Source organism: Burkholderia sp. MS455 (assembly GCF_016899445.1).
GTDB lineage: Bacteria > Pseudomonadota > Gammaproteobacteria > Burkholderiales > Burkholderiaceae > Burkholderia > Burkholderia pyrrocinia_C.
Genome location: NZ_CP041780.1, coordinates 109302 through 135125, shown reverse-complemented (window position 1 = coordinate 135125; position 25824 = coordinate 109302). Strand labels below are relative to the sequence as shown.

Below are 25824 nucleotides of genomic sequence, written 5' to 3'. Positions count from 1 at the left end.
GATCAAGCGGCAAGCGGTTGAGCAGGAGCCGGTGTGCTCTCGGTCACCGGTGTTCCGTCCTTGAAGGGCACGCCGTTCAAGATCTGTTCGATTTTGTCGACACCGCGAATGCGGCGCCATGATTCCTCTGCTGCTTCGATGAGCTTGAAGGCCATGCCGAGGAAGGTCGCGCGCGACAGACAGTTTCGCGTGCGGGTCGTGCGGTGGCGGACCGTCGCGAAGGTCGACTCGATCGGATTCGTCGTGCGCACATGCTGCCAGTGCTCGGCCGGGAAGTCGTAAAACGCGAGCAGCTCGTCGCGATCCTTCGTGACCTTCTCGACAGCTTTCGGATATTTGGCCGTATAGGTCGCGACGAACTGATCGTAGGCGACGATCGCATCGGCGCGCGTCGCGGCGTTCCAGATCTCCGCGAGCGCGGCCTTGGCCTTGCCCTGCTGCGACTTCGGCAACGCGTTGAGCACGTTGCCGATCTTGTGAAACCAGCAGCGCTGGTGCCGCGTCTGCGGGAACACTTCCTCGAGTGCCGCCCACAAGCCCATCGCGCCGTCGCCGACGGCTAGCAGTGGGCCGGCTTGTAGACCGCGAGCCTTCAGATCGAGCAGTAGCTCGACCCACGAATCCTTCGACTCGCGGTAGCCGTCGGCGAGCGCGACGCGTTCCTTGCTGCCGTCTGGCTTCACGCCGATGATCACCAGCAGACATTGCCCGTCGGAATCCTCGCTGCGCGCCCCAGTATGAATGCCGTCGGCCCACCAGTAGACCCAGCGGGCCGCCGACAAGTCCCGATTGTTCCATTGCGCGAATTCGTCCGCCCAGATCGCTTTGAGACGAATGACGGTATTTGCCGACAGGCCTTTCGCCTGGTCGCCGAGCAATACGCTGAGCGCTTCGCTCATGTCGCCGGTCGAGACGCCGCGCAGATACAGCCACGGCAGCGCCGACGACACACGCGGCGACTTGCGCACGTAGGGCGGCACGATCTCCGAGTTGAACTTTACCCCCGAGCCCGAGCGATCGCGGACCTTCGGCACCTGGACCGTTACCGGTCCGATTGCCGTGACAACGTCTCGCTCAGGCAGATAGCCGTTGCGCACGATCGCCCGCCGGCCGTCCAGCGTCTTCACGTTCGAATATTGCTCGAGCAATGCCTTCAATTCCGCCTCGATCGCTTGCTGGATAATCTGCCGCGCGCCTTGCTGGATCAACTCGTCCAGGCCGACGGGCCCCTTGAATTCTGTTTCCGTTGCTTGACTGTCGTTCGCTTCCCGATTACGTTTCGCCATGGTGGTGGATTGGTTGCTGGGTTCGTTACCTTGGAAAGCAACATTCTCCTGCAATCGCCACCGCCTCCCGCCGATTCCGCTCCACACCGCCGTACACCACTTCCGACATTAGCTCGATCATGCCGCCCGACCCGCGTACACCAGTCTTGACGATTGCTCCTGGCTCCTTTACGCCGCCCGTTGACACCCCGTCTAGATGGGTGCTCGCCACGGATCGACGAGCCTGAGCGCCGGGTGACCGGGTGAGGGCGTCCATTCCATTAACGCCGCTCCCCGCTGACAGCCTCACCATGTCGGGTGAAGAGGAGGAAGTGTCGACTGATGAGGCGCGATCCAATCGCCTTGCCATACAGTAACGTGCGGAAGTTCCGCAACATTGGGATCCCCACCGGTCACGACATGGACGCCAGCCGTCGTGACTCCTTTAATCGTTCGCGTAAGACGGACCGTACAGTCCGAATTAATCGAATACGTTCCGGAAATGGCTGCGGTCGTGAAACCGGTCGGCGTGGACGTCTTTTCGGTGCCGGAGATCGCACCATTGTTATAGGTCAGCGACTCGATGGTCGATACGGGATTACCCAGAGTATCGTGCCCCTGTTCGATTCCATTGGTCGCGATGCCATTGAGCGAAAACCCGCTGCCACACGCGTTGGCCCCCAACGGATCGACCGTACGCACCATCTGCAAGGCTTCGTCATAACCAGCGTCCGCATCGAGAACTGCGCCACTGTGTGCCAGCCCACCCGTATCTACATCGTTCACATCCAGGTTATAGGTGGACGCTTGACCGTTCAGTGTCAGGTTCAACGTTCCGTTACCGCAGTCAGTAATCGCATAAGTGCCCGCGCTCTGAACGATGCCTGAATCTTGCACACCCGAGTTAGTCGCCTGAAACAACCGTGCCGAAGTAATATTGCCATTGCCATCAGCGACAACGTAGCCAGTCGTCGACATAGTCGAATGCGCCAGGCAGAGAATGCCCAGCAGGCAAACGTTATACGCGTCTCCCTGTCCGGACAGTACATATTTACCGTTCAGACTGGCGTTATTGCACGTCTGTGCTAATACCGGCTGCATAAACGCCGAAAAAATCATCGTGAAAATGACCGCAAGAAGACGTTTCATGGCGAGTTCCATATCGAGGCATACATGGATTGGCAGGGGCAAGCTGACAAGCACCCATTACCTGCACATGATCGAGCTGCCCTACGTCGCCGCCCACCGGTAGTGACAAAACAGGTTAATCCACCTGAGGGCCTGCAAAAAAAGCATAGTGGAAGCCAACCGTTTTTCCAGCACATTTATAAAAAATTAATTATCTGTTGTCCAGCGTCGAACAATGCTTGACACCTTCCTTTCGGCGCCGTGGGTTGCTCTTGTACCGGGCTACGCCGCCTTCAGGAAACTCTCAAAAATGTTGTGTCGTAATGTCGTGCCTCTGGCTCAGTTTGTTGATTGACGCCGGCACGTGAGGCATGCCGCGCGTCAATCAGGATGAGAACAGCGCGTCAGTCGGTGAGGTCGATGCCGTAACGCGTGACGCGGCTTTGTCAAATTGGCGGTGGATGTCCACGAGAATCGGCAGTGCGTAGGATTCCTGCCGATTATCGTGCACGGCAGACGAGGTCGATTGCGTTCCAGCCATACCAGCAGTCCAGGCGTTCCTTCAACTGGGCGCGGTGAGCAGCAGCGTCCATGCGATGACGGGGCAACGCGAAGTGTTGCCGGATCGGTCCGAAGTTCGACAGGAAGCGCTGCATGCGGCGTGGATCACGGAAACCCTGCATCGCCCGTTCACGCCGGCGCGTGGGCTGGTGGCTGTTCTCCGCCCGGTTGTTGACCCGGGCGGCTGCCTTGACGAACACATGTTTTACGCCCGCGAGTGCTGCAATCTCTGCCTTTGCCGCCGGGTAGCTGCGCAGCTGGTCGGTGACGATGGGAGTGTCAGGATTTCCGTGTTCAAGGCGAGGTTGAGATTCACACGGACGGTCGAACGAATCGATCCGCGTAGAGGATAGCGAACTGGTTCATCGCCTGCTTCCAGTCGTGAGCGGCACGGCTCCAACCGGCCGTGATGTTGCGCAGCGCCAGCCAGATGAGTTTTGTTGCTGCTTCGTCGCTCGGGAAGTGGCCACGGGTCTTGATGATCTTGCGTAGTTGGGCGTTGATGTTCTCGATGGCGTTCGTCGTGTAAATCACCTTGCGTACCGCAGGCGGAAACGCAAAGAACGGAATCACGCGATCCCAGGCGTTGCGCCAGGCGGCACTGACGGTGGGGTATCGCTGCCCCCACGGGCCGTCGGCAAACGCATCGAGCTCGGCCTGCGCGGCCTCTGCACTCGGGGCTGTGTAGATCGGCCTGATCGCGGCCGCCAGCGCACGGCGGTCCTTCCAGCTCGCGTAATCCAGGCTGTTGCGGATCAGGTGGACGATGCAGGTCTGCAGCGTGGTCGCGGGGAACACGGCCGCCAGCGCTTCGGGCATGCCCTTGAGGCCATCAGTCACGGCGATCAGGATGTCGTTCACGCCGCGCGTCTTGAGATCGTTGAACACCTTCATCCAGAACTTGGCACCCTCGGTGTTCTCGATCCACAGGCCCAGGATGTCACGCGTGCCGTCGGGCAGAACCCCCAGCGCCAGATAGACGGCCTTGTTGCGCACCACGGCATCCTCCCGGATCTTGACCCGCAGCGCGTCGAAGAACACCACCGGGTACATGGGATCGAGCGGCCGGGCCTGCCAGGCGGTGACTTCGGCCATCACCTCGTCGGTGACCGAGCTGATGAACTCGGGCGAGACGTCCGTCGCATATTGCTCCAGCAGGAAGCCCTGGATCTCGCGCACGGTCATGCCCCGGGCGTACATGGCGACGATCTTGTCGTCGAAGCCCTTGAAGCGTCGTTCGTGTTTAGGGATGAGCAGCGGCGCGAAGCTGCCGTCACGGTCGCGCGGTACCTCGATGCGGATCGGGCCGCCCTCGGTCAGCACCGTCTTGGCGCCCGTGCCGTTGCGCTGATTGCTCACCGTGGCCGGCTTGGACGCACCTGGCGGGTAGCCCAGATGGTGATTCATCTCGCCGCCCAGCGCCCGTTCGATCAGGGCCTTCTTGAGGGCCAGGGTCGCCGCGTTGATGGCTTCGGCCGTCATCGGGCCGCTGCCGAACTGCTCAAGCAGTTCGGCAGGGATCGCCGGCAGGTCGGCCGGCTTGGTCTTCGGTTTGCGTGGCATAACGTCTCCTTACGAGCATGTTATGCCTTGAACACGAAATTACTGACAGACCCGTGACGATCTTCCGGGGTACCGGGTGCGAGCGCAGCATCCGCTCGAATAAGCGTTTCGCGGCAGCCGTGTCGCGACGCTTTTGCAGCAGCACGTCCAGTTCGATGCCGTGCTCGTCCACCGCGCGCCACAAGACGAAAGGCTCCCCGCGCAGTTTCACGAACACTTCGTCGAGATGCCATGTCGTGCCCGACCGCGGTCGCACTGCTCTGGCCCGGCACGCGACCATCGTGCCAAACCGGTCGCACCAGTTACGCACCGATTCGTACGTGACCACCACGCCGCGCTCGAGCAGTAACTCCTCGATGTCACGCAGGCTCAGGTTGAACCGATGGTACCAGCGCACCGCGCAGCTGATGACCTCAGCCGGAAAACGGAAGCCGTGATATGGCGAGCGTTTTTTCTTCATTCCGCCATTCTACCCAGCCACGCCTTCAACTTGACATTGCCGCTCCGTCGCCAGCCAGATGGTATCGATGCGAATCATCGCAGCCAGTCCTGTAACCACGTCGCACATTCGCCGGCCGCTGACACTGGCCAGCGCACCGTGACCGTCGCGGTGCCCCGATGGATTTCGATCTGGATGTCGGTGGAACCCGATGCGTTAGCCGGTGCATCGAGTTGCAACGGAACGAATGCGGCAGGAACGTCCTTCGTTTCGACAGACTCCGCAGGTGCCATCGACGCAGCAGATTGGCATTCAATCGGTAGTGCAGCGCCACCGCCGCAATCGACACGTGCGGCTGCAACGCCGCGCGGATCCCCTTCTCCTTGAATTCCTTGCTATGTCGCCGACGTCCCCCGGTCGGGCGAAGCTGGTCGTCAAGTGGCGTTGCCTTCGTCATCATGTACACCTATCCATCAGAAATTTTAATGGACACGATGCTCCTTGCTTTCGATGCCCGCCTTCAAGATGACTTCGCCGGGGGCTTACGTTACAGCCAAGATCCGAAGTCTCCTACATTCCCGGAGCGGTTCACATCCCTCCGGCACCTCGGACGGCTCGATCATCCCGGCCGGTGCCGCGTAATACAACACCTCCGCGATCTTCCCGTACCCGGCCCGTTTCTCCGGGCGAGCCACGTCCGCGAGAAAGTCCGCACGACTGACCTTCACTTCATCGACACACGGATTGATCCGCTTTTCGTCGTAGGTGGCAGCAACGGAGAACACGTCGGGACGAATCGCTTGCCGGCCACCGTGATTGAGGTCAACAAGCAATTCGATGTTTTGCCACGTCACACGACCCTGACTCTGACGCCACTGCGCCAAGCGCGCCGGCCAGAGTGTGATGCCGCTGGCGTCGCTCAACCTCGCGCGCCTTCTCGGCAGCAAGCTCTTACTCACCCGCTCGTGTGATGCGAAAGTAGACGCCGTGGCCGAAGCGCTCGACGCGTTCCACCATCCCGAGTGCAGCGAGATCCAGGTCAATGCCGTCAGTCCTCCCGGCACCACCATTCGCCCGGCCCTGCCAGTAAAACCGCAAGCGTTTGTAGTGTTGGCGAGTCAGCATCGGCATCGCGTTTTCCTATGCTGGAAGGCGCATTGATCGGGCCGCGTCGCGAATACGTGTGGCCGCCTGACGCCGGGTATCGTCAATGCATGCCCAGTCCCGATGCCACCACGCAATCAGGTCCGCGGCGATGCCGATCGTTCGTGCCGCGACGACGTCACGAACTTCATCAGCAACCTCATCCCACCAAGCCGCTCCCTCGCGGTCGGTGGCCCGCGAGTCGATTGCTTGGCGGTAGATCGCCTTGGCCTCATTGAGTGAAATCGCCATCGCTGTCCTCTTTCCGAAAAACGTGTCTTGGTTCGCAACGAACGGCTCGTGGCCCAATGCTCGTTCAGTCGGCCGACCTATGGCGTGCCTTCTCGTAGAAAGAAGGTGCAGCGACGCGGGGCGTCACGACCAGATTCACGTCGGGCGATGCCGAATAACTCGCCAGTCAAAGATATCAGTAACAGACTTGGCGGGGAACCAACGACCAGCCGTATCCGATCCACTCCTGTACGTTGCGCCAATAGCAGCCAGGGCCAGCGTAGTCGTACGGGGGCACATAGACAGGCGCCGGTGCTCCATACATCGCGGGCGGCCCCGCATAAACAGGGGGCGCAGCGAGGGCTGAACCCAAAAGCAAGCCGCCAACCAGGCCCGCGATGACGCCGCCCGCAACTGACCCAGCGTGACGATCATATCCATACCCATGGGCAAGGGCGGGTTGTACGAACCCGGACAGCAGGACCATTGTCAGTATTGCTATACAACCCTTTCGCATCTCAGTTGACTCCAGAAGGTCGCACGGAGCCGTGAATTCGGTCAAACCGCATCGCTCACGGATCACGACGTAAATGGAGATTTCATTGTATATCCCTCCAAGGGATATTCAAGTGCTTTTCCTATGCCACTCGAGAAGGTCGCGTACATACGAGATACCCATCGCCGGCATGGGGTTGGCGTCATGCGAATCTGACGGAAGCAGCCATTTGTCCAGCGTCCTACCGGGCACGCAGATGCGCGCCGCGAACTGCGCGCGGGTCATGCCCAGTTCGGCCATCGCGAGGCGCAGAAGCTCCTGCTGGGTCAGATCCTGCAGCTTCCTTTTCCTGGTCATCGATTCACTCGAACTGATATTGCTCGTCGGCAAGTATGTCGATCAGGTCTAGCTGACCAGGTATGGGTTGCAGGGCGGGTGGTCGACGCTTCAGGCGAGGGTGCCCGGCGCGTCGAAGACTGCGTGCGATCACATGTCGCTTGTCCCACAACATATCGGTGTCGGCCGTCGACAGCGAGCCTGCAGCTGCGTCTAGCGCAGTGACAATCTCGTCCAATCGCCCGGGCGCATTGGCAAGAACCAACCGAACCTGTGCCATTGCCTGACTGTCGCGCCAGGCGCCAAGCCATACCGATAGCTCACGCCGCTCGTTGCGATCCAGCTGTTCGAGCAGCTCCGGAGGCACATCTTCGTCTGCGCGAAACGCGCCTATCACGACTTGCCGGAGCCGGCGCGCACCTACACCACGCATAGTACGGATCAGTTTGATCGATCGGCCTTGCTCGCGAATCAGCATCTCACCCTCAAGCGTCGCAACTTTGCTCCATACATATCAGTGTACGGCACGTCAAAAGACGCGGGTCACGTACATGGGGATCCCGACGCCGATGATCGAAGAGAGAACCATCTCGGCTCGCCAATGGACGTGAGCGTCATTGGTGACCATCATCTGGCCGCTCAGGCTTCGGTGGCCGGGCGCGATCAATAAGCCTTCTGAGCCAGGCCAAGCCGTGCGCGTCAATCTTTGCCCATTGGGCAGCGGTTAAGCGAATCGATCGCCCGACCAAGCGATCCTCTTCTGAAATCGGTGGCCGGCCAATCCTGGGTTTCGAGGATTTCATGGGCAGGACGATAGCACTTTTCGTTACACAAAAACAGGTCGTTGTCGAGACTTTATGTAATACACTATGTAGTGGGGCGTAGTGGCTGCTCGAAATGCATTTTTGATGCGGAGAGCCCTGCCTAGGCGCGCCCGATCTCAATCCTTTCATGGTGAACGACATGACCAAGTATGTGGTGATGGTGCGCCAAATAACCTGGTACGACCGGCTTGCAGCGGTGCCCGGCAAGATCCTCAAGTGGGCCATCCTGATCCAGCTTGGTCTGCTGGTTGCCGCTGGCGTGCTCGGTGGGATCGCGCACGTCGCGAAGATCGCGATCGCCGCCGTGACCGGCGCGCATTAAAACACGCCGCTGTGTCGGATTCCGGAGTGAAGCGCGTCGGTGGTCGGTTGACCCGCTTTCGGCCGACCAGAATGACTATCCGCTCGAGCGCTTCCGCCACTCCTGCGAGCGGCACCGTACGTGTCTGATATGTAAATAGCGCTGCTGCCCGGGTACGATCCGGGCGCGGCCTGACACGACCGAGCCGCCTGGGCCAGCATTGGCCGGTGCGACTTTTTTGCGCCCGCAGCGTCCTGCCGACTACAGCTTACCCGTGTCCGAGCCGTCAGGCGTCGCGCGTGCGCCTGCGTCGTCACGCGGAGCGGCCTCGTCCGGCGTCAGCGGCGGAAGAGGTTGCCCCGGTTTATATCCCGCTAACGGATTTGCCAAGAACCTCGCCTGTATGGCGCGTTCGCGTTCCTGACGCTGCGCCGGCGTCAACGTTTTGCGCTGTTCGTACGTCAGCGCGCCGGTGCGCCAGTCGTCGGGTAACGCCACGTTCGGCTTGCTTGGCGCGGCCATTTCCTCAAGCGTGTGCCGTGGCCGCGCAGGTTCGCCCCCGGCCGTTTGCACCGACGCGTTCGCATCTGCCTCTACGGTTACCGGCGTCGCGGCAACGGGATCGGGTGCCGGCGTTGTCCGAGGCGAGGCCGGCCGCCCTGCGCCCTGCCGTGCATCGCGCGGAAGGGGAATCGCACGCTCACGGCGCACCCGCGAAATCATCACATCGAGCGTTGTCACCGTCAGTTCGAGGCCATGCCTTGCGAGAGCATCGCGGATCGCGAGATGACGCACACCCGCATCGAGCGCGACGCGGACGAGATCGAACATCTCGCGGAACCGCGCCATCTTGGAGCGGTGCTCTGTTCCGGTAGCAAGGTTCAGCAGGTCTTGCGAAAGCGTGAGGGTGGTCATATGAATCAACCGTGAGAGATGGTCCACAGATCGTAGAGCCACAGCAAATCGTTAGTCAATGTTCGAAAAGCTTCGCATTCCGGAGGGTTTAGCCGGGATCGGACGGCAATCGTCGTTTCAGGACAGGGATTGTTAGGTCTTGAAACCGCCCTAATCGAAGGGCTGCGTCCGCAGGCACGATAGATATGTAGACGGAAACTAACGTTTCCGCCCACATATCCGTGCCCAAAGGGGCAAAGCCCCTTTGGAAACCCGGCGGGCTTCGCCCGCGGGACAGCGGACGCGCCGTGGTAACGGCGCGACAGTTGGACGTGAGACAACCCGGCCGGGCGGCCCCCCTTCTGCAGACATCTTCGGCGGTGGCGTCGCGATAGTGTTTGCGGGCAGTCGGGCGAGCACGCGAGCGCGCTGATTTCGGGGCGCGGCCTTGGACGCGGCCCGAAATCTTTTGCCGCGCACTTGGCGGTGCGGCGGCCGTAAGGCCGCCGTAGCGCCTAGTGCCTGCCGGAGGTCGACCTGGTCGTCTCGTTGGTGTTAATCCATTCAAGCGGGCGAAGCCCGCGTGAAGCGGCGGCAGAGCCGCCGGTCGATATGGTGTGGTCAGAGAAAGCTTCTGGTTAAGGCCCGACACTTAAAGGCGTTCCGACCCGACAATTAATCGAAGTTATCCACACACGATGCCGAGCGCAACGATGCCGGCTTGGCAAACTTGTGCGTGACGCTGGAAAAATTGAGCACGCGTGGCCGGGAAATCGGCCAGGAATCGGCGCGCAGACGAGCGCCCCCCTCGCTTGCACGATAGGTGACTGTCTATGGGGTGGAGTTTGTCTAGTCGCCAGGCGGCGCCAGCTGCGGGCGCGCGATTCGGTAGCAACGCTCGCGATCCCAGTCCGGGTTCCGCATCTTCAGTTCGCCCATGCGCAGCTGAATTGCCCGCTCGAGCTCGGCGTGACGATCGGCGTCGCGTCCCTGTGGTGAGCGCTTCAAACGCGACTGAATGCTCCTGAGTTGCTCGCCGAGCTGGTCGGCAAACTGCGCGGCGGCGACGCCGACCTTGCGGTCGCGCTTGCGCTGGGCGTCGCGCCGGCGCTGCGCTCGCAGGTGCGCGCGCGTGCGTTCGTGGGTAAGCCACTTGCCGAGGCCGAACTGTTCAAATAGCGCCGGCGTCAGGTACTTGATCGCTGCCAGGCCACGATAGCGCACGCCGTGCTCGTCTTCCTGCACTTCGCACTGCGGGCGGCTTTTGATCAGCCGTGCGCGGATCAGATCTCGCAGCGCGCGCTCAGCGCGGCGCAATGGCAGTCCCGCTTGCTCGGCGAGGTATGGAAGCGTGAAGTCGATCCACCCCTCCTTGCCCGGCACCGCGACACGGAGCGTGACGAGATCGCAAAATTTGATTAGCGCGCGCATGAGCTGCACGCACGCGATGCGCCGCTCACTACGCTGCTGCCGGGGACTACCGTTCGCGATGTTCAGCCTCGGTAACCATGCCTGCGGCGTGTCGAGGTAGCGGCCAAGGCGCTGCTTCAACTCGCGAAGCAGTTTGGGCGCGCTCGCCGGCGCCGGGTGTGGGATGTCCTCTGGCCAGATCCGCTCCGGCAATGCGGCCGCCGGCCTCGGCGCGCCCTTCAGACCGCCGCCCTGCGCCCGCAGGCTCGCGTGCGCACTGCGTGCGGCCGCGGCGATACCGCCGAACAGATCCTGGCCGGATGCGGTTTCGTTGCCGTGCGCGTTCGCGTCTACCTGACTGGGGTGGTCAGAGGGAAGCGATGCGGCGTTATGGAGGTCCACGACGCGGGCCTAAACGGGTCCACGCTCCGATCCGGCCGATGGCCGGGACGTCCAGGCGGTGCCGGGGAATCTTCTGACTGTCGAGGCGATGGCCACGACCCGCGAACTGCAGTCGAGCGTAGCCATCCCACGGGGAAGTTGCATCGCAGCGCGTCGCGCACAGCGGGGCCATGCCCCGCGCTTGGTCGATTGAATCATCTGGTCCTCAATAAAAACAACGAGTTGACACGGATGACGTCTTGACAGTCGACCGACTCTGCGTAGAATTTGGACATCCGTTCCACGGGATGGCCTCTTTTACCGCCGGTTGGCTGATTGAGCGTCATCAAGACAAGCCCCCTGTTTCCAGCAGGGGGTTTTCTTTTGTGCGTCTGGTTTTGCGCTATGCGCTCCGCACCTTGAGCGGTTTGCTGCAGAAACCCATCAGAAATGCGCGATTTATGCGGCGCGCACGAACGACCGGGGCTGAGCCGTTCGGGGAGGCACGCCATCACCATCGCGTGCAACCCCACCTGCCCCACCCCTCCCGCCGTGTCGTGCAGTCGTTGTCGTGTCATAGCCGCGGCCCTCGCGGCTTGGGGTCGACGGTCGCATCCGTCGGCTGCGTAGCAGGCTGCGGAGCAGCCGGCGACACCGGGCGTGACACGTCATCGCGTCCGCCGATCGACTCGCGGACATCGGTCAGCTGCTTATCGACACGCGCCGAGCGCGCATTCGCAAAAGCACGATTCAGCTCCGGCTCGCTGAACTGGACCGGCAACCCGGCCGCTGCCGCCACCTCGATCGCCGCCTGGCGAAATTCCTCATTGCCGTCGAGCTCGAGCGTGCGGCCGAACTTCATCTGCGCGAGGCGCAGTCCTGTCTCGATCGCGGCGCGATCGATCTGCAGCACGTCGACCGCGTCACCACGATCGACAACAAGCGTCTGTCCATCGCGCCGGTAGCTGACGCTGCCGCCTTCGTCGACCGACAGCGATAGCTCCGGCCCGTGAAAGAGGATCGCGTTGTCGTCATACGGTCCCGGCGTGCCAGGTCGGATCGTATTGACCGGCGTATGGGTTGAGGTCCGGTCGGAATCGCTGGGCTTGCGGGTGCGCCGCAGCTCGGCGAGCGCGCGCTCGTCGCCGCGCTGCGCGCGTTGCTGCAGCCAGGCAGTGAACGTCGGCCCCGTCGCAGCCCCGTACCGCGCCTTCAAGGCGTCGCGTTCACGGCGGATCTGCGCGGAAAGCGCCGTATCGGCCGCAGCGCGGTTCAGGCGTGCGGCCGCGAGCGCTTGCCGACGCTCGGGCTGGCGCATCTGCGGAGCCTGTCGAATCTGCGTGCGGCGCTCGGCGAGGTCCGCGGCGATTGCCGCACGCCGCGCGTGCTCGTGATCCTTCTGCGCTTCCCACGCCGCGCGGCGAGCCCTTGCGTGAGCGTCGCGCTCCGTCGCGAACTCGCGCCAGAGGACCGCGCGCGGCAGCTCACGCGCGCGCGGCACCGGCTCGCCCGCACGCTGACGCGCATAGCTTTCGCGCAGCAGCGAAGCCGCTTCGTTCCACGACAGGTTCAACTCTTTCGTAAGGAAATCGGACACGTTCAGGTTGCGTCGACCGGCACGTATGCGTTCAGCGCCGTCGCGGGCGACCGTGACCACGTATTTCTGTGGCAACACGCCGTGCGAATGCGACAGTTCGGCGAGCAGACGCTCGCCGCTCAGCTGCTGTCGTATCTTCGCGAATTCGCCGTTACCCGCCCGCTGCCGGCGTGCTTCGCGCGCGTCGCGCGCGGCCTGCGAGATCGCGCTGTCGGCTACCCGGCCTGTGCTGCCTCTTTCTGGCGCAATTTCTCGATCGCGATCGTGAACCCGTCGCAGGCGATACGGGGATACGGCGCCAGCGTCGTCCACGTGTTCGTGCGCAGGATCTGGCAGAAGCACTGGACGTCCTTCGGCGACGCTGACCAGATCGCTGCCGGACAGCGCTCGCACAGGGTCGACGGGTTCGGCCACAAGTTCCGGTTCACCTGGCCAAGCGCCAAACTCGTCGGCGTCAATGGCGGGGGCTGGACTGACGCCGGGCGGTCCGGGATCGAATCCGGGCCCGCCTGGTCCGTCGAGGTTCGGCCCTGCGGAGGGATCGCTCCATCCGTCGTCGTCGTTGAATGGGGTGTCGAAAGTCCGGTCGATGTCGTCGGGCGCGAGCCGTCCGAATCCGCTGGTGTCATCATGAAACTCCTTCAGGTGCTGTGCATAGAAACCGCGCTCCAGCGCGTCGAGCATCAAGCGACGATCGCCCGACGACGACTGCTGGTAGCGCTGCCATTGAAGCGTGTTGCCGCTGTTGAGATATTTCACTTCCCGTGCGCGTTCGCCCAGCCATTCGTCCAGGCGCGCCTGGATGTCTTCGGGCGTCGCCCGTGCCGGTTGCCGTTCGATGTAGTGCTCGGCCGCGTCGGCCGCCAGCTGCAGGAGCTTCTCGTCGGTCGGCAGCTCGATGAACTCGCGAGAGAACACGTAGTCCTTCAGGTTCACGCCCTTCTCGGCGCCGGCCGGATTCACGTTTGGATACGCGTCTTCACGGCCAGCGTTGCGCACGCGCACTGCGCCGTGTTCAGCGAGCAACGCCATGAAATCGTCGACGTGCTCGACGTGCCGATCGAGCATTGCGTCGAGAATGCGCTCCTTCAGCTGCCGGCTATCCGCCCGAAACAAGTCGCCGCGGTACCGACTGAGCATCTCGGAGGCGTCGCTGAATTCCGTACGGCGGTTGTCTTTCGGGCTGGCCAGGCCGTACTTTGCGTTCAAGTGCTCCTGGATCGCGTCGATGTAGTCGAGGTTCAGCTTTTCGAACCCGAACGGGCGCGCGCTCTGCCCCGAGATCAGGTTCAACTTCGGGATCACGACGTGGACGTGCGGCTTGCGTTCGACCAATGTCCCGGTCTTCTCGTCCACGTAGCTTTTCACGCGCGGCAAATGCGCTTCCGCATAGAAGTTCAGTTCGTCCGGTCGATACGCGGCAAAGACGAACTCCTTGAAGTCGCGCACGACCGCGTCCAGCGTCTCGCGATCGATATGGTCTTCCTTGAAGCTGAGCGTAATCGTCAGGTAGCGATCGACATTCGGTGCCGCGTCGATCATCCGATAGATCGATTCCGTGAGGTCGAGATCGCCGTCGAGCACGATGCGCTCGTCCATCTCGTCGCGAGTGAATTCGCGCCCAACCTTTCGGCCGTCCTCGAGGTATTGCTTGACGCCATCGTGATGGCCGGACACGCGGATGAGCATTGTCAGTCCACCTGATGCAGATGGGCTTTGAGCAACTGCGTGATCAGCTGCAGCTCGTCCATCAGAGCAACAAACAGATCCTCGCGGAGGTTACCGGCGAGCCTCGCGTGATTTGCGACATGCGCGAGTTGGTTCAGGTTGTTACCCGTCTTGTTGACTACGAACACGATCCGCTTGCGATCAACACTAGCCGGCGGACGCGCGACGATCTGTGTGCGGTTTGTCAGCACACATTCGCGCAGGAATTCGGACTGGCTAAGCCCGGACGCGAGTACCTTCGCGAGGAACACTTCCCGCTCCGCGGCCGTGAGGCGCGTACTGATTGGCGCACCCAACGCATTCTTTGCGGGGCGCCGGCCTCGTTTCGGACGTGCATCCGAGAGTTCCTTCAGATCGTCGTTGCTCATCGCTGCCCGCAGCAATCAGATTGAACCGGTCTCGTCGGAGCCGCCGGACGGCATGCCGTGCGTGTCGTTGTCCGCTGGCCGTCGGACGGTATAGCCGCCGAACAGGTGCGCTATGAACTCTTCCAGGATGAACCGATCTTCGCTGTTCGGCTCGCGCGACTGATTGTTTTCGCCGACGATCTCGAAGGTGTCGATCGCCGCGAGTGCGTCCTGCGCCGTCAGCGGGTTGCGGCGGTCATCTGTTCGCGCGACCGACTGCGTGGCGAGGCGCGACGGCTGCTTCGGACCAGGGTTGTACGTAGGCAGCGCCGCAAGCCTCCCGGCCGCCCCATCCAGCAATTTGCGCCCGTGCGCGTTGAATACGTCCGGCGCAAGAAAACCCGCAGCATCCATTTCAAGCAGCCACAGGATCGAGCGGATCAGGCTGCTCGTATCGCCATTAAAATTGTCGGCTGGCACTGCTTCGTGGGAAGCGGCCGATCCGAACCCGTATCGGGCGATCAGGTCGACGGACAGGTGCGGGTGCGTCGTTGCGCAGGCGACTGCGTAGGCTTGGATCGCTGCCCGCGCGTGCAGGTCATGCTTCAGGTCGAGTACGAAATACTCGCTGTCGTGGTGTTTGCCGCCAGGCTGATCGCTACCGTCGACGCGGCGCACGTCGAACTTCCGATACAGGCCCTGTTCAGCACCCTTCTTGGTCGGGTCAAGGTCCTTCAGCCCGTCAGGGCGGATATTTTCGGTGGTCATGGTTGGTCCTCGGAGAAGCGTGCCCGGTTCCGGGCGGTTGTTGTTAGATTCCGCCACGTCTCTCAGCGTGCGTGGCTGTCCGTGTGTTCAAAGCCGCCCGATGTTCACGTCACGAATTCCGCGCGCTTCGCGTAACGCCACCGTGTAGCGCGTCAGGTAGTCGCGCCAAACGATCGCGTCCGGGATGCCGTGCAGGACCCAAACCGGGTGATACAGGTCGCTCGTCTCGAAAACTAGGCTGCCGAACCCCATGCGTTCCTGCCACCAGAGCGCTTGCGCCTGAACGTTCTGTATCCGACTGAGCTCGACGCTGATGGTCTCCTTCAGCACCAGCCCAGTGGTGACCGTCACCCGAGCTTCATCGATCACAAAGCGCGTCGCACGCGTTTGCGCGATCGCCTGCAGGGCGATGCCGAGCGGCCAGAGCAATACAACGGCAAGCACCCACCACAGATTGGTCACCGCTGCCGCGCCGGCGACAAGCAGCAACAGGACGATCTCCGCGATCGCGCAATTCACAATCAAGGGCAGATTCACCGTCCACACTGGCGACGCTTCGAACCACGGCGGCGACCCCGACGCCAAGATCGGATCGAAGGTTGGTTTCATGATTCCGCCCGGAGGTCGCGCGCGAATTCATCGGTGGGTGGCGCCGGCAACGTCTTGATCGCGCCCTTCGGCGACGGCAGTGGCTGCATCGGTTCGTCCGCATCCCAGACCCATGCCGGCACGGCACTCTCGGAAATCACCGCCTCGAGCGTTGCGCCGGCCTCCGGCGGCGCACCTGGCGTGAGCACATACAGCGCTGTCGGGACGTCACAATCGGTCAGCACCGCGCAAGCAAGCGTCTGGCTCTCGTCGAGGTTGTAGCGCAGGCTCTTCACGAAGCGTCGACGGTCGGTCGTCATGGCGTCGAGCAATACTTTGTCGTACATGTCCTCGAACGGAATCCAGCGTTCCGTGACGACCATCGCCGACATCGTCGAGATCGTCGCCAAGCCGGTCGATTCGAGCCCGATCGTTGCGATGAAGATCAGATGTGCGCCTTCCACGCCGTCCCACAGCGCGATCGCATTCGCGAACCGCTTCATGAAGCGCCGGTGCAGATCCGCGTCGAGCATGAACGGAAAGTTCGGGAGGTGTTTCGCAATTAGTTTCGCGCCGGCGCGGGTCGGCGTGATCTCCTTCACTTCGCCGATCGTGATCATCATCGGCTTAGTCTTGCCGACCTTGGTGAGCGCAGCCATCGCCGTGATCCGTCGCGCGGTCAGCTCTCCGTCGCGGTCAAGCGACCAGGTCTCCGGGATGAACATCTGCTGCTGGAGCGGCGCCTTCTTCGCGGTCTTGCCGAGCATCGCCGAAAGGAGTTCGCGCCGTACCAGTGCCCAACTGCGTTTGCCTTCCATCGCCGGCGACCAACGGTTCAGCCCTGCCTCGTCCCATAGGTAATGCAGCAGGCCGCGAAGCGTCAGCTTCGCACCGTCCGTGCGGACGGAGTCGCTCTCGCGCCCGGTCGATTCGGGCGCGCTCTTGCCGCTCGACTTCGTCAGACTGAAATCGAGTCGGAGATTCGTCGCTTCGCCGTCGTCCTGGACCGCTTGCCCGAGTACGGCGCCCCGCCCCGACAGCTCCGCCGGCGGCTCGTAAGACGAACAATCCGGGGCGTGCTGCGCACCGCTGTCGGGCATCCGCTTGATGACGTAGTGATCTTCAATCTTCGCGATGTACATCGGCACGCCGTCCGGCCGACACGCGCAAAGTGGTCGTTGCTTGCCCTTGTACGCGGCTGCAAGGTGCCGCTGCAGATTGTCGGCGTCGGCCGCAACGAGGGTGGTACCGAAATAGTAGGCGTGCATCATGCCCCTCCAATCACGTGACGAAAGCTGGTGATGGCGGTACCGACCAGAATGATCGTGACCGCGGCCGTCAGCACGACGGTCATGCCGATCGTTCGCCATGACGTGCGCGGTTGCTGTTGCAGGACGATCAGCTGCTGCAGTTTGATCAGCTCCGACGACAGTGCCTCGGTCGCCTCCCTGCGTGCCAGCTGCGCTGCCTTCACTGCAAGCTCGCCTTTGAACGCGGTTTCGTGCCGAACCGCGGCGGCGACGAATTGTTCAGTGGCTTGGCGTATTTCTTCCAGCCGACCGGTCAGCTGCTCGTCGGTCGCGCGCATCAGCTTCTCGACGTGATTCAGTCCTTCCACCACCTTCGCGAGATCGACCACCATTTCGGCTACTGCCGCCTCGCGTAGCTCGGGACTCGACGACAGCGCCAGCAGCGTTTGCTTCACGCCCTCGAGCGATAACGCGCCGTCCTTTGCGCCGGCCTGTCCTGCCGATTGACGAGAGGCCTGATCGGTCGCGATTTTGATGGCGTCCAAGCCGCCTGGAAGGGGGGCATTCATGCCACGCCCCCGTGCACGATGGCCGCAAATGCCGCGTCGAGCTTCGGTGCGAGGGACATCGACTTCCGCTTCAGGCCAATCAGGCGGGTGCGCCGCACTGCTTCCGCCCGATCCGTCAATTCCGCGAGGCCCGTCTTGTAATCGGTGTCGTCCTGGTTGATCGCGTGCACAGTCGTACCAAGTTCGGCCGCGATCGGAAATGCGTCACTCTTCGGGATCGCGGCGGCCATGTCGAGCCGGAAACTGCGATTCACGCGATAGATATCGATCAGCGGCCCGAACGCACGCGCAATTGCTGCCTCGTCGGATTCGTTGCGCAGCGCTTCGACCTGGTTGAACACGACGCGGATTCGGTCGGGCTCGACGCCGAGGTCGGCCAGCAGCTCGATCGTCTTGAACGTGTCGTGCAGCTGCTTGCGTGCCGGCACAACAGGTACCACGAAGAAGCCATAGTCTTCGTGCGCGCCAGCGGACTCGTCGAGGCGCTTCAGGTATTCCTCGACGTTCGACGCGCCGATGTCGACTATCAGCGCCTCGCCAAGCATCAGTGCTTCATGGAGGGTGTCGAACTGGGCGGCGATCAGGGTCTCCGGGCCCAGCGTCGCGCGTCCGCTAACGGCGATCGCCGCTTCATCCGCGTTGATCGATTCCACCTGCATCACGCGCAGGCCAGACAGCCGGGGCGCAAGCAACTCGCGCGTGACCATCGTCTTGCCAACGTTGCCGGAACAGTTCACTACCGCAATACTCGGAATCATTGTTATCCTCTTTCGTCCAGGTCGCCGCGACGTACAGGCGGCGTATATACGAGAAGCACGGGCTCGCCTTTCGCGGCCTCGCACACGAACGCGCCTGTGGTGGACAGGCGCCATACCGGCTGGTCAAGCACTCGTAGACTCGTATCGAGCGCGTCCGCCTCACCACGAAACATTGCGAATGTCGCGCCGAGCGAAATCGATACGCGCGCTTCGATGTCCGACGACAGATGCGGCAGACGCGACGCGAGCGCCGCGACGAACGGATCCGTCATTGCGTCGGCAAGCTGGCACACGTCGACCCAGCGCGCGCGGCGCGACGAGTGCTGGCGCAACCAGCCCGGCGCTGTCACGCGCGCTCGTGCGAAGAACGCCGCGTTGTGCGGCAGATGGGGAAAGTGACGTCGGCGCATCGTGCTCAAATCCCCACCTTCGGCGTTTGCTGCATACCGGGGGCCGGTGCCGGGGCTTGTCTCGGTGCTGGCGCGGTCCATTGCTTTTTCAGATCAGCAAAGTTCGCGTCAATGGCGCCACCCGCGTCGGTCGCCTTCAGCTCGCCGGCCGCGACCTTGCGTTCAACCTCTAGGGCGACTTTCACGCTCGCATCGAAGCGATTGAGCATCTCCTCGCGGGTGCGTGCGGGGTAGCCGGCCAGCGACTTCTCGAACTGTTCCCGCAGCTGGCCGACTGTCTGCGGCGCGGGCGCCGGGCCGCGCTCCGGTTCAGCGGGTGCTGCTACCGACACGTTCCATTCGTTGCGGATCGCACCCTTCCATTCCGTACCGATGACCTTGCCAGTGTCGTCGCGCACCTCTTGCTCGACCGAGACAGGCGTTTCGCCCTTGTTCTTCAACGAAACGGTGTCGCCGATTTGCGCGCCCGATTCGGACATTGCGCGTTTCAGGTCGACGCCCCAGACGGTTCGCTCCTCACCGACGTCGTCGCGATACCGAACGTAGTACGAATAAGACGTGTCCGGCTTGTGCTGATATCGGGCGGCTCCGTGCTCGAGCAGCACGCCCGTCAGCGTGTCGATCGCCTTCTCTTCGGGCGTCGTTACCCCACGCGGCGCGGTGGTCGCCGGCTCGGGATTGCGACTGATCGTGGTGGTGGTTGCGGGCGCGGACGCGGCATCGCTCGGCGCGGGCTTTGTTGCTGCAGGCGCGGGGGGCTCGCCCTTGCGGATCGTTAGCGCATCGCGTTGGCGCGCCTGCTCGCGTCGGGCGGCTTCAAGCAACGCGTGATCGCTATCGGAAGGCTTGTAGCCGTGCACATCGATGCCGGCGAGCTTGGCTTCGAGCCACGCGTTGCGGCGGAACTCGGGGCTACCCTTCACCGTTACCGACGTCCAGCTTTTCGCTTGTGCGATCGCCAGCATGTCGGCGATCGTCCCGCGATCGTTCGCGTGCGATGCCAGCCGAGGGCCCTTATCCTCGATATGGGGGACGTCGCTCCCGTCTGCGTTCGGGTCGCGGAGGTTGGGCTTCCAGAATTTGCCCTCCTTCACTACGTACCGCTCCGCAACCGACGCCGGAAGGTCGTAGCCACTCGCCGTCAGAATTGGCTTCTTCTCGACGCCATCGCCAATCTCGATTTCGTTGGATTCGCGATCGCGCGCCGGCGTGGGCTGCGGCGTTGCTGTGCCACCTGCGGGCGTCCCAAATGGCTTGGCTCGCAGACGGCTCGTCAGTTCTTCCTTCTTGCGAGCTGCTTCGTCGGCTGCGGATTGTTGCTGTGCGCGCGCCTCATCCAGCGTTGCGCGGGCCGCGTCCGCATCGGCGCTACGCACCTGGCGCACGCGATCGAGATCGGCGGGTGCGACGCGTTCGCCGACCGGCCTGATGGGCTCGTTGGCGGGATTCTTCGCGCTCGGTTCATTCGCCGAGGGCTTTGGCGAGACGGTGTCGCCGGCGACCGGCGTGTCGCCAACAACCTGAACCGGTGCGCGATTCCCTTCCGCGGCCGCCGGCTCGACGGTTCCGATCGACCGGCTTTCGCGCAGCTCCGGACGCTCGCGCAGGCCTGGCATCGGCCGCTGATCGCCGCCTCGCTCCGGATTCGTCGTCCATCCGGACGCTGACCATTTCACGCTGTTCCAGCCTTCCCGATACGCGTCCAGCAGCGCCGGGTCCCGAAACGGCACGTCGTTCACGACCTTCGCGTTGTCGTACTGCCCCATCATACGGGCGACGGAAAGCGTTGCCTCGCGGACCGCCGGATCCTCGGCCGAGCGGTTCACCCACGTGAGCCAGGCGGCAAGTTGCTCCCGAGCTGCCTCGTCGAGCGGCCAACGTTCTGCGCCGACTTCCACCCGTCGTTGCAGTTGCGCGAGCACGTCGATCATCGGGCGGCCCGGCTCACCGTTCACGCTCAGCGTTTCGAACATCGGCTCGAAACGCTGGCGATTCACGGGGCGATCCGGTGCCGCTTGGTCAGCCCCGAGCACTTCCCGCTCACGCCCGAGGTGATACGCGCTCGCGAGCGCTGTGCCTTCAAACGGATTGGGCAGCCCCGTTTCGCCGAAAACGTCGTCATGCCGGCCCAGCGCGAGCGCTACACCCAACGCACTATCGCGCACACGCGAATCACGATTCTCGGCCAGCCACTTGACCCAGTTGACCGCCTGCGCGTGCGTTTCGGCGTCGAGCGGCGCATCCTGCCCTGTCAGCGCACTACGGATTCGCCACTCGGCGTCCACAAGGGCCATCGTGAGCGGCATACGCGGATCGTGTCGAACGCCGAGGCGCTCGAACAGCTCGGAGGTGCCTAGCCGTGCGTCGCCGTCGGACGCCAGGTCGAAATCGTCGGCCGACAGCGGGAGATCATTCTCTGCAGCCGCTTGTTCCCGACGCGCATGATCGAGCCGGGTCTGCCCGACCGCCCGGCCGATCGTGGTGGCGGCGACCACATCGTCACTGATCTGTTCTTCGGTTGCCGGGCGCGGCTCGCCGATCATTTCGCCGTCGGCGGCAAAATCGGCGGCCACATCCCACATGGTTGCTTCGACCCGCGTGTCGTCGTTCGCCGTAGGGACGATCGGCTGCTCGCCGTCGGCCGCCGAATCGCGGGGCTCAGCTTGCCGCGCGTCGTATGCCTGCTTCCACGCGATGAATTCCTGCGCGCCTTCCTCGGACATTCGCGACGGGATACCAAGCGACAAGCGAACATTGGCCAACATGACGCCACGCTCCTCCGCCGACACGAAGCTGATCGCGTCGCCGAGCGACCGCTGTACTTCGGCAAGCGTCTTGCCGTCAGCGAATTCCCGCTCGATACGCTCGGTCAAACCACGGCGATCGGCAAGGTCGCGCCAGAACTGCATCTGATCGGCCGCCCACTCCGGCATGACGTACGCCGAGTCCGGCGCCGGCGTTCCGGGCTCGTCGCCGATCGTCGCGTCGCCGGCTGCCGGCGTGGACTCCGCACCGACTGGTGCGGCCGGTTCAGCAGCAGGCTCCGGTGCCGGCAGCGGCAAGCCGAACTCGGCGCGAATCTTCTCGAGCGCCGCAGCGGCCTGCGCCGGCATCGCCTCGCCCGCAAAACCCTGTCCCGTGCGAATCATCTCGCCGACCGCGCGATCGCCCGCGCCGGCCGAGCCCGTGCGACGCCACGCATCGTGATAGACGGCCTCGACCTTCGTGTCCAGGGCGATCGTACGCGTGACCTCATCTCCGCGGACGTTCGTGGATGCAGCGATGGACTGCAGCGCAGCTCGAAACGCGCGGCCGAGTTGCTCGTCGCGCGGCGGCAGCGGAGGATTCGGCTGGACCCGTTGCGCAGGGGCGGACGATATCGGGCCGGTGGCCACGCTCGGTGTAGTCGCCGGCGCCGCGCTATTCTGGGCAACCGTTACAGCAACATCCGCCCGTGGCCACCGCTCGAACGCGGCAAGATCGACGCCGCGCGGCACGTACCACTGCTTGCGCGCACGGTCCCACTTCGCGCCCAAGGCGTTCGCATCTTCGCGGTCCCTGTACGGGACGACCAGGTACGTGCGGCCGTCCTGCACGCCGGACACTGTTGCCCCGGAGGGTTCGAACGGTGCCGGGCGTGAGGACAGATCCGGCGCGGCGGGCATCGCGATGGAAAGCGTCGACAACAGCGCGTCGACTTGCTCGCGCACCGTGTCGCGCCCGCGGGATGCCGCCAAGTCGTTCCAGTCGGTGCCAGCATCGTCCGACGCGAACGTGGGCAGCAGCACGTGGCCACCGACAGCTTCAGCAGTGGCAAGTGACGCTTCCTTGCCGACGTTCGGCTTGCCGGCCGCCTCCTTCATGTGATCGTTATCGCCAGCGATCAGGATCGGGCGATCAGGAAATTTTTGACGGAATGCTTCGGCCACCGGCCGCAGGTTGCCGGCGTTCAGCGCGCATACCACCGGCAGGCCGGTGATCTCGTAAATGCTTGCCGACGTCGCATATCCTTCCGCGACTACGATCGGTTTTTTTGGATCGTCTGCTCCCACGGGACTGAAACACGCGAGCGTGCGACCGTCCTTGGTAAAGAGCTTGTTGCCGTCCGCGCTGATGCGCTGCACGCTCCAGAGCTTGCCTTCGATATCGATCAGCGGCATCACGAGATTGCCGTGCCGATCGACCTTCAACCCATGACTGACGACGCCCTTGCGGGCCAGATAGGCATGATCGTCCGACGCGACGGGCAGTCTGCGCCATTCTTCCGACACCCACGCCGCGCGCTCCTCCTGCTTAGCCGCTCGCTCGGCCATACGATCGCGCTGACGTTGCGCGTCCGCAGAACGCTCTTCGGCCGTCAACGTGAAACTGTCCACGTCGCTCGGCCGCCAATTCACCCCCCCACCTTCACGGTAGTTCTGGATAAACCCACGCGGCGCCCCGTCAAGAGAAAGGCGATACGATCCGCTCTCCTTGCCGGGTTTGTCACCCTTGACCGAGACGCGATGGAACTCGCCGTCCGCTTCGGGCGGTCCGTTCAGTATCAGACCGCGCTCGCGCGCCGCTGCCTCGAATTCGCGCAAGATGGCATCGCGCTTGTTACCCTGCCGTTCGTCACTCATGGTGATATGCCTCCGTCGTCATCGGTGCGCCAGCCGGCGCGTGTTCCGTTACGTTGCCCTGCGTCCCTTGGTTTCCTGCCTGTCCGGCCCGCGCGTCGTCACCTGAAGAAGGTGGATCGACCAACCCCTCGCCGAGCTCGATGCCGGCGTTCCCTGCGATTGCACTTGCAAACATCCGCCGCAGATCGTCGTCGATCGGCTCGCCGATCGCGAACAAGCTTTCCAGCATTTGTTCGCGTACCTTCTGCAATGAAAACCCCGATGGAATCGCCTGCTCGAGAGCGAGCCGCTCTTTCGCGGAAACGGGCTTTGCGCCCGCCTGGCGCGACGCACGAACGGCAGCTGCGATCCGCGCCGATCGCTCTGCGTGGATCTCGGCGATCTTGATGATTTCGATGCCTTGGTAGCGCAGTTGTCCGGACACCCGAGCCTCGGTCAACTCGACCTCGGTCGGCAGCCGCTTGTCACCCACTTCACCCAGCAACGAACAGACCGAGCGCAGCCGATCGATGAACATGCGATCCTCGTAATAGAACGCCTTCTCGCAGTGGATCGGCAGCCCCATGCCGAGAATGATTTCCTCGGACTGCGGCATGATTTCAAGCTCCTGCGCATACATCAGGTTGCGCTTCTGGTCAGAGGTGTTCTCACCGGACGACGAACTACGCCCGCGCGTGCGGCTCGTCGACTTGGCCTTTTCGGTGAGGTATCCGAGGGTTTCGGACATCTCCTTGGCATCGGTCGTGTCGCGCGGAGGGTAGACAACCTTCAGTGCATGATTGGTCACGAGCGTGCGCATCCCATGGGTCCCGTACACATTCGGGTCTTCGCCCTGAGACTTCGACTGGAGGATCGTCAACAACCGGATGTTGAAGCCGGCGATGAAGGCGCTTGCTTTGTCGAGGATCTCGATCTTGCCAACCGCGGTCGCTTCATCGAGAAAGCCGAGGCACTGATACTGGAGATCCGGGTTTGCTTCCGGCAGTTCGTCAAGGTTGTCCTCGATCCACTGCGTGAAAAAGAGATTGGCGAGCAGCCCTGCGATCGCCAGCTTCCCGGCCGGCAGCACCAGATAGATCGACATCGGCTTGCGGCGCACGTCGGCGACATCAAAATCGCATCGGCTGGTCGCCGCATCGACGATCGGATTCGCGAACAGCGTCAAGCCGGCGATGAAGGTCTTTGAGATGTTGCCCATCGTGTCGTCAGGCGCCGACAACAGGCGCGCGAGCGCGCCCAGGCAATCACCCGACAGCGGCTCGCCGTCGCGATCGCGTTCCATCATGTCGATCACGTGGGCACGCAGCGTCACGTCCGGGCGAATCGACACGCCCGCACGCAGAATCTCGCCGAACGTCCAGGCGTCTTCCTTGCGCGTTTCGATCAAGTAGAGTGCGACGCCGAGAAACAGATCGGCGGCACTGTCGTAGAAGAATTTGTTGCGTGCGTCAGGGGAGTGAAACAGGCGCGCAGCGATCATCTGTAGGCGGCCGATACGGATGTGGGGCGGAAGCTTCCCGATCTTGATAAGCGGGTTCCACGCGTGCGTGAACCCGCTTTCGTCGAACGGCGCCCAGCGATACACTGCCTGCCCACAGTTCTTCCGATACTGCGACGTGATGTCGAAGTTCTCGCCCTTGATGTCGAGCACTACGACCGAGTCCGGATAGGTGAGTAAATTCGGGATCACGACGGCGACCCCCTTGCCGCTACGGGTCGGGGCGGCCAGCATCACAAACTGTTGCCCAATGAACGTCAGATAGCGGGGGCTGTAGTTTGGGCTGCCCGGCTTGCCACTACGCAACCGCCCGACGATGATCGACGGGTAAGAACGGCGCCCGTTTCGTACTCGCCCCTCGGCCTCATCGAGCAAACCTGCCTTACGGATCTCGTGGCGTTTGGCGAAGCGCGCGCTGCCGTGCAGTTCCCGCTTCGGTCTTTTCACCGCGAGCGACAGCACGACCACGACGAGCGGCAACATAGGCACGACCGCCGCCACAAATGATGCGGGCACGAGCGCGAGCCGGACCTTCCCGACATGCCCGTATGCCTGCCAGTAATCGAACAGCGTCCACACGCCCACCACCGAGTCAGGCAGATCCTGCAGCTGCACAAACAGCTTCGCACCGACGTACTGACCGGCGACGACGAGGGCGGTCAACATGACCAACCCCGCGAACACGCCGAGCAACCAGCTGCCGAGAGTTTTCATACG

Annotated in this window: 22 protein-coding genes and 2 pseudogenes; 1 reads left to right on the top strand and 23 read right to left on the bottom strand. The window is 63.0% G+C overall.

The genetic code is table 11. From position 1 onward, the window contains the following. Positions 1-2 precede the first annotated feature (2 nt). The 11 genes and pseudogenes from FPJ27_RS35985 to FPJ27_RS35940 all read right to left on the bottom strand — a co-directional run bounded on the left by FPJ27_RS35985 (position 3) and on the right by FPJ27_RS35940 (position 7640). On the bottom strand, positions 3-1286 hold the full coding sequence (locus tag FPJ27_RS35985) for an IS256 family transposase (RefSeq protein ID WP_204420906.1): 1284 nt from the start codon (positions 1284-1286) through the stop codon (positions 3-5). A 285-nt stretch (positions 1287-1571) separates the two neighbouring features. Beyond that, the gene (locus FPJ27_RS35980) at positions 1572-2414 is read right to left on the bottom strand and encodes a hypothetical protein (protein ID WP_204426417.1); all 843 of its coding nucleotides are present in this window, start codon (positions 2412-2414) and stop codon (positions 1572-1574) included. Positions 2415-2893: 479 nt separating this feature from the next. Further along, positions 2894-3232, bottom strand: a pseudogene (locus FPJ27_RS35975) (DDE-type integrase/transposase/recombinase); the annotation flags it as partial. A 34-nt stretch (positions 3233-3266) separates the two neighbouring features. Next, positions 3267-4517: an IS256 family transposase gene (locus tag FPJ27_RS35970; protein ID WP_204426416.1), complete on the bottom strand. Its 1251-nt coding sequence runs from the start codon at positions 4515-4517 to the stop codon at positions 3267-3269. 52 nt (positions 4518-4569) lie between these two features. Continuing rightward, a pseudogene (locus tag FPJ27_RS35965) lies at positions 4570-4977 on the bottom strand (IS6 family transposase); the annotation flags it as partial. Between the two features lie 25 nt (positions 4978-5002). Then, positions 5003-5413, bottom strand: coding sequence for a transposase (locus tag FPJ27_RS35960; RefSeq protein ID WP_239483412.1), 411 nt, complete (start codon positions 5411-5413; stop codon positions 5003-5005). A gap of 85 nt (positions 5414-5498) precedes the next feature. Then, positions 5499-5879: a hypothetical protein gene (locus tag FPJ27_RS36740; RefSeq protein WP_239483408.1), complete on the bottom strand. Its 381-nt coding sequence runs from the start codon at positions 5877-5879 to the stop codon at positions 5499-5501. A 28-nt stretch (positions 5880-5907) separates the two neighbouring features. Beyond that, positions 5908-6087 carry a hypothetical protein gene (locus FPJ27_RS36735; protein WP_239483407.1) on the bottom strand — a complete coding sequence of 60 codons (180 nt, stop codon included), beginning with the start codon at positions 6085-6087 and terminating at the stop codon, positions 5908-5910. 9 nt (positions 6088-6096) lie between these two features. Continuing rightward, entirely contained in the window at positions 6097-6351 is a 255-nt protein-coding gene (locus tag FPJ27_RS35950) for a hypothetical protein (protein ID WP_204426415.1), read from the bottom strand. A 604-nt stretch (positions 6352-6955) separates the two neighbouring features. After that, positions 6956-7183 carry a transcriptional regulator gene (locus tag FPJ27_RS35945; RefSeq protein WP_204426414.1) on the bottom strand — a complete coding sequence of 76 codons (228 nt, stop codon included), beginning with the start codon at positions 7181-7183 and terminating at the stop codon, positions 6956-6958. 4 nt (positions 7184-7187) lie between these two features. Continuing rightward, positions 7188-7640 carry a hypothetical protein gene (locus tag FPJ27_RS35940; protein WP_204426413.1) on the bottom strand — a complete coding sequence of 151 codons (453 nt, stop codon included), beginning with the start codon at positions 7638-7640 and terminating at the stop codon, positions 7188-7190. A 473-nt stretch (positions 7641-8113) separates the two neighbouring features. Between FPJ27_RS35940 and FPJ27_RS35935 the strand changes: the two genes are divergently transcribed. Then, positions 8114-8308, top strand: a complete 195-nt coding sequence (locus tag FPJ27_RS35935) for a hypothetical protein (RefSeq protein WP_204426412.1) — start codon at positions 8114-8116, stop codon at positions 8306-8308. A 240-nt stretch (positions 8309-8548) separates the two neighbouring features. Here the strand turns inward: FPJ27_RS35935 and FPJ27_RS35930 are convergent, their stop codons facing one another. The 12 genes from FPJ27_RS35930 to FPJ27_RS35875 form a co-directional block, all read right to left on the bottom strand. Next, positions 8549-9202 carry a hypothetical protein gene (locus FPJ27_RS35930; protein WP_204426411.1) on the bottom strand — a complete coding sequence of 218 codons (654 nt, stop codon included), beginning with the start codon at positions 9200-9202 and terminating at the stop codon, positions 8549-8551. 828 nt (positions 9203-10030) lie between these two features. After that, positions 10031-10855, bottom strand: a complete 825-nt coding sequence (locus tag FPJ27_RS35925) for a Crp/Fnr family transcriptional regulator (protein WP_239483411.1) — start codon at positions 10853-10855, stop codon at positions 10031-10033. 691 nt (positions 10856-11546) lie between these two features. After that, entirely contained in the window at positions 11547-14258 is a 2712-nt protein-coding gene (locus FPJ27_RS35920; protein WP_204426410.1) for an LPD7 domain-containing protein, read from the bottom strand. A 2-nt stretch (positions 14259-14260) separates the two neighbouring features. Continuing rightward, entirely contained in the window at positions 14261-14665 is a 405-nt protein-coding gene (mobC, locus tag FPJ27_RS35915) for a plasmid mobilization relaxosome protein MobC (RefSeq protein WP_204426409.1), read from the bottom strand. A gap of 15 nt (positions 14666-14680) precedes the next feature. Beyond that, on the bottom strand, positions 14681-15412 hold the full coding sequence (locus tag FPJ27_RS35910; protein ID WP_204426408.1) for a hypothetical protein: 732 nt from the start codon (positions 15410-15412) through the stop codon (positions 14681-14683). Between the two features lie 87 nt (positions 15413-15499). Beyond that, complete coding sequence (locus FPJ27_RS35905) at positions 15500-16021, bottom strand: PH domain-containing protein (RefSeq protein ID WP_204426407.1); 522 nt, start codon at positions 16019-16021, stop codon at positions 15500-15502. Further along, entirely contained in the window at positions 16018-17370 is a 1353-nt protein-coding gene (locus tag FPJ27_RS35900) for a DUF1173 domain-containing protein (RefSeq protein WP_239483406.1), read from the bottom strand. The genes FPJ27_RS35905 and FPJ27_RS35900 overlap by 4 nt, the downstream gene beginning before the upstream one ends. Next, complete coding sequence (locus FPJ27_RS35895; protein ID WP_204426406.1) at positions 17268-17819, bottom strand: hypothetical protein; 552 nt, start codon at positions 17817-17819, stop codon at positions 17268-17270. Before FPJ27_RS35895 ends, FPJ27_RS35900 begins: the two co-directional genes overlap by 103 nt. Further along, a complete protein-coding gene (stbB, locus tag FPJ27_RS35890) occupies positions 17816-18577 on the bottom strand; it encodes a StbB family protein (RefSeq protein ID WP_275557409.1) in 762 nt (253 codons plus the stop codon). Before stbB ends, FPJ27_RS35895 begins: the two co-directional genes overlap by 4 nt. A 2-nt stretch (positions 18578-18579) precedes the next feature. Beyond that, positions 18580-19068, bottom strand: a complete 489-nt coding sequence (locus tag FPJ27_RS35885) for a hypothetical protein (protein WP_204426405.1) — start codon at positions 19066-19068, stop codon at positions 18580-18582. Further along, entirely contained in the window at positions 18993-23609 is a 4617-nt protein-coding gene (locus FPJ27_RS35880; protein ID WP_204426404.1) for an LPD7 domain-containing protein, read from the bottom strand. The genes FPJ27_RS35885 and FPJ27_RS35880 overlap by 76 nt, the downstream gene beginning before the upstream one ends. Next, on the bottom strand, positions 23602-25821 hold the full coding sequence (locus FPJ27_RS35875; protein ID WP_204426403.1) for a type IV secretory system conjugative DNA transfer family protein: 2220 nt from the start codon (positions 25819-25821) through the stop codon (positions 23602-23604). Before FPJ27_RS35875 ends, FPJ27_RS35880 begins: the two co-directional genes overlap by 8 nt. Positions 25822-25824: the final 3 nt, after the last annotated feature.

Excerpts from the sequence above, each read along its gene's own strand:
- FPJ27_RS35985 (WP_204420906.1), bottom strand. The coding sequence starts at position 1,286 with ATGGCGAAACGTAATCGGGAAGCGAACGACAGTCAAGCAACGGAAACA.
- FPJ27_RS35980 (WP_204426417.1), bottom strand. The coding sequence starts at position 2,414 with ATGAAACGTCTTCTTGCGGTCATTTTCACGATGATTTTTTCGGCGTTT.
- FPJ27_RS35970 (WP_204426416.1), bottom strand. The coding sequence starts at position 4,517 with ATGCCACGCAAACCGAAGACCAAGCCGGCCGACCTGCCGGCGATCCCT.
- FPJ27_RS35960 (WP_239483412.1), bottom strand. The coding sequence starts at position 5,413 with ATGACGAAGGCAACGCCACTTGACGACCAGCTTCGCCCGACCGGGGGA.
- FPJ27_RS36735 (WP_239483407.1), bottom strand. The coding sequence starts at position 6,087 with ATGCCGATGCTGACTCGCCAACACTACAAACGCTTGCGGTTTTACTGG.
- FPJ27_RS35950 (WP_204426415.1), bottom strand. The coding sequence starts at position 6,351 with ATGGCGATTTCACTCAATGAGGCCAAGGCGATCTACCGCCAAGCAATC.
- FPJ27_RS35945 (WP_204426414.1), bottom strand. The coding sequence starts at position 7,183 with ATGACCAGGAAAAGGAAGCTGCAGGATCTGACCCAGCAGGAGCTTCTG.
- FPJ27_RS35940 (WP_204426413.1), bottom strand. The coding sequence starts at position 7,640 with ATGCTGATTCGCGAGCAAGGCCGATCGATCAAACTGATCCGTACTATG.
- FPJ27_RS35935 (WP_204426412.1), top strand. The coding sequence starts at position 8,114 with ATGGTGAACGACATGACCAAGTATGTGGTGATGGTGCGCCAAATAACC.
- FPJ27_RS35930 (WP_204426411.1), bottom strand. The coding sequence starts at position 9,202 with ATGACCACCCTCACGCTTTCGCAAGACCTGCTGAACCTTGCTACCGGA.
- FPJ27_RS35920 (WP_204426410.1), bottom strand. The coding sequence starts at position 14,258 with ATGCTCATCCGCGTGTCCGGCCATCACGATGGCGTCAAGCAATACCTC.
- mobC (WP_204426409.1), bottom strand. The coding sequence starts at position 14,665 with ATGAGCAACGACGATCTGAAGGAACTCTCGGATGCACGTCCGAAACGA.
- FPJ27_RS35910 (WP_204426408.1), bottom strand. The coding sequence starts at position 15,412 with ATGACCACCGAAAATATCCGCCCTGACGGGCTGAAGGACCTTGACCCG.
- FPJ27_RS35905 (WP_204426407.1), bottom strand. The coding sequence starts at position 16,021 with ATGAAACCAACCTTCGATCCGATCTTGGCGTCGGGGTCGCCGCCGTGG.
- FPJ27_RS35900 (WP_239483406.1), bottom strand. The coding sequence starts at position 17,370 with ATGGCGAACGATCGGCATGACCGTCGTGCTGACGGCCGCGGTCACGAT.
- FPJ27_RS35895 (WP_204426406.1), bottom strand. The coding sequence starts at position 17,819 with ATGAATGCCCCCCTTCCAGGCGGCTTGGACGCCATCAAAATCGCGACC.
- stbB (WP_275557409.1), bottom strand. The coding sequence starts at position 18,577 with ATGATTCCGAGTATTGCGGTAGTGAACTGTTCCGGCAACGTTGGCAAG.
- FPJ27_RS35885 (WP_204426405.1), bottom strand. The coding sequence starts at position 19,068 with ATGGACCGCGCCAGCACCGAGACAAGCCCCGGCACCGGCCCCCGGTAT.
- FPJ27_RS35880 (WP_204426404.1), bottom strand. The coding sequence starts at position 23,609 with ATGAGTGACGAACGGCAGGGTAACAAGCGCGATGCCATCTTGCGCGAA.
- FPJ27_RS35875 (WP_204426403.1), bottom strand. The coding sequence starts at position 25,821 with ATGAAAACTCTCGGCAGCTGGTTGCTCGGCGTGTTCGCGGGGTTGGTC.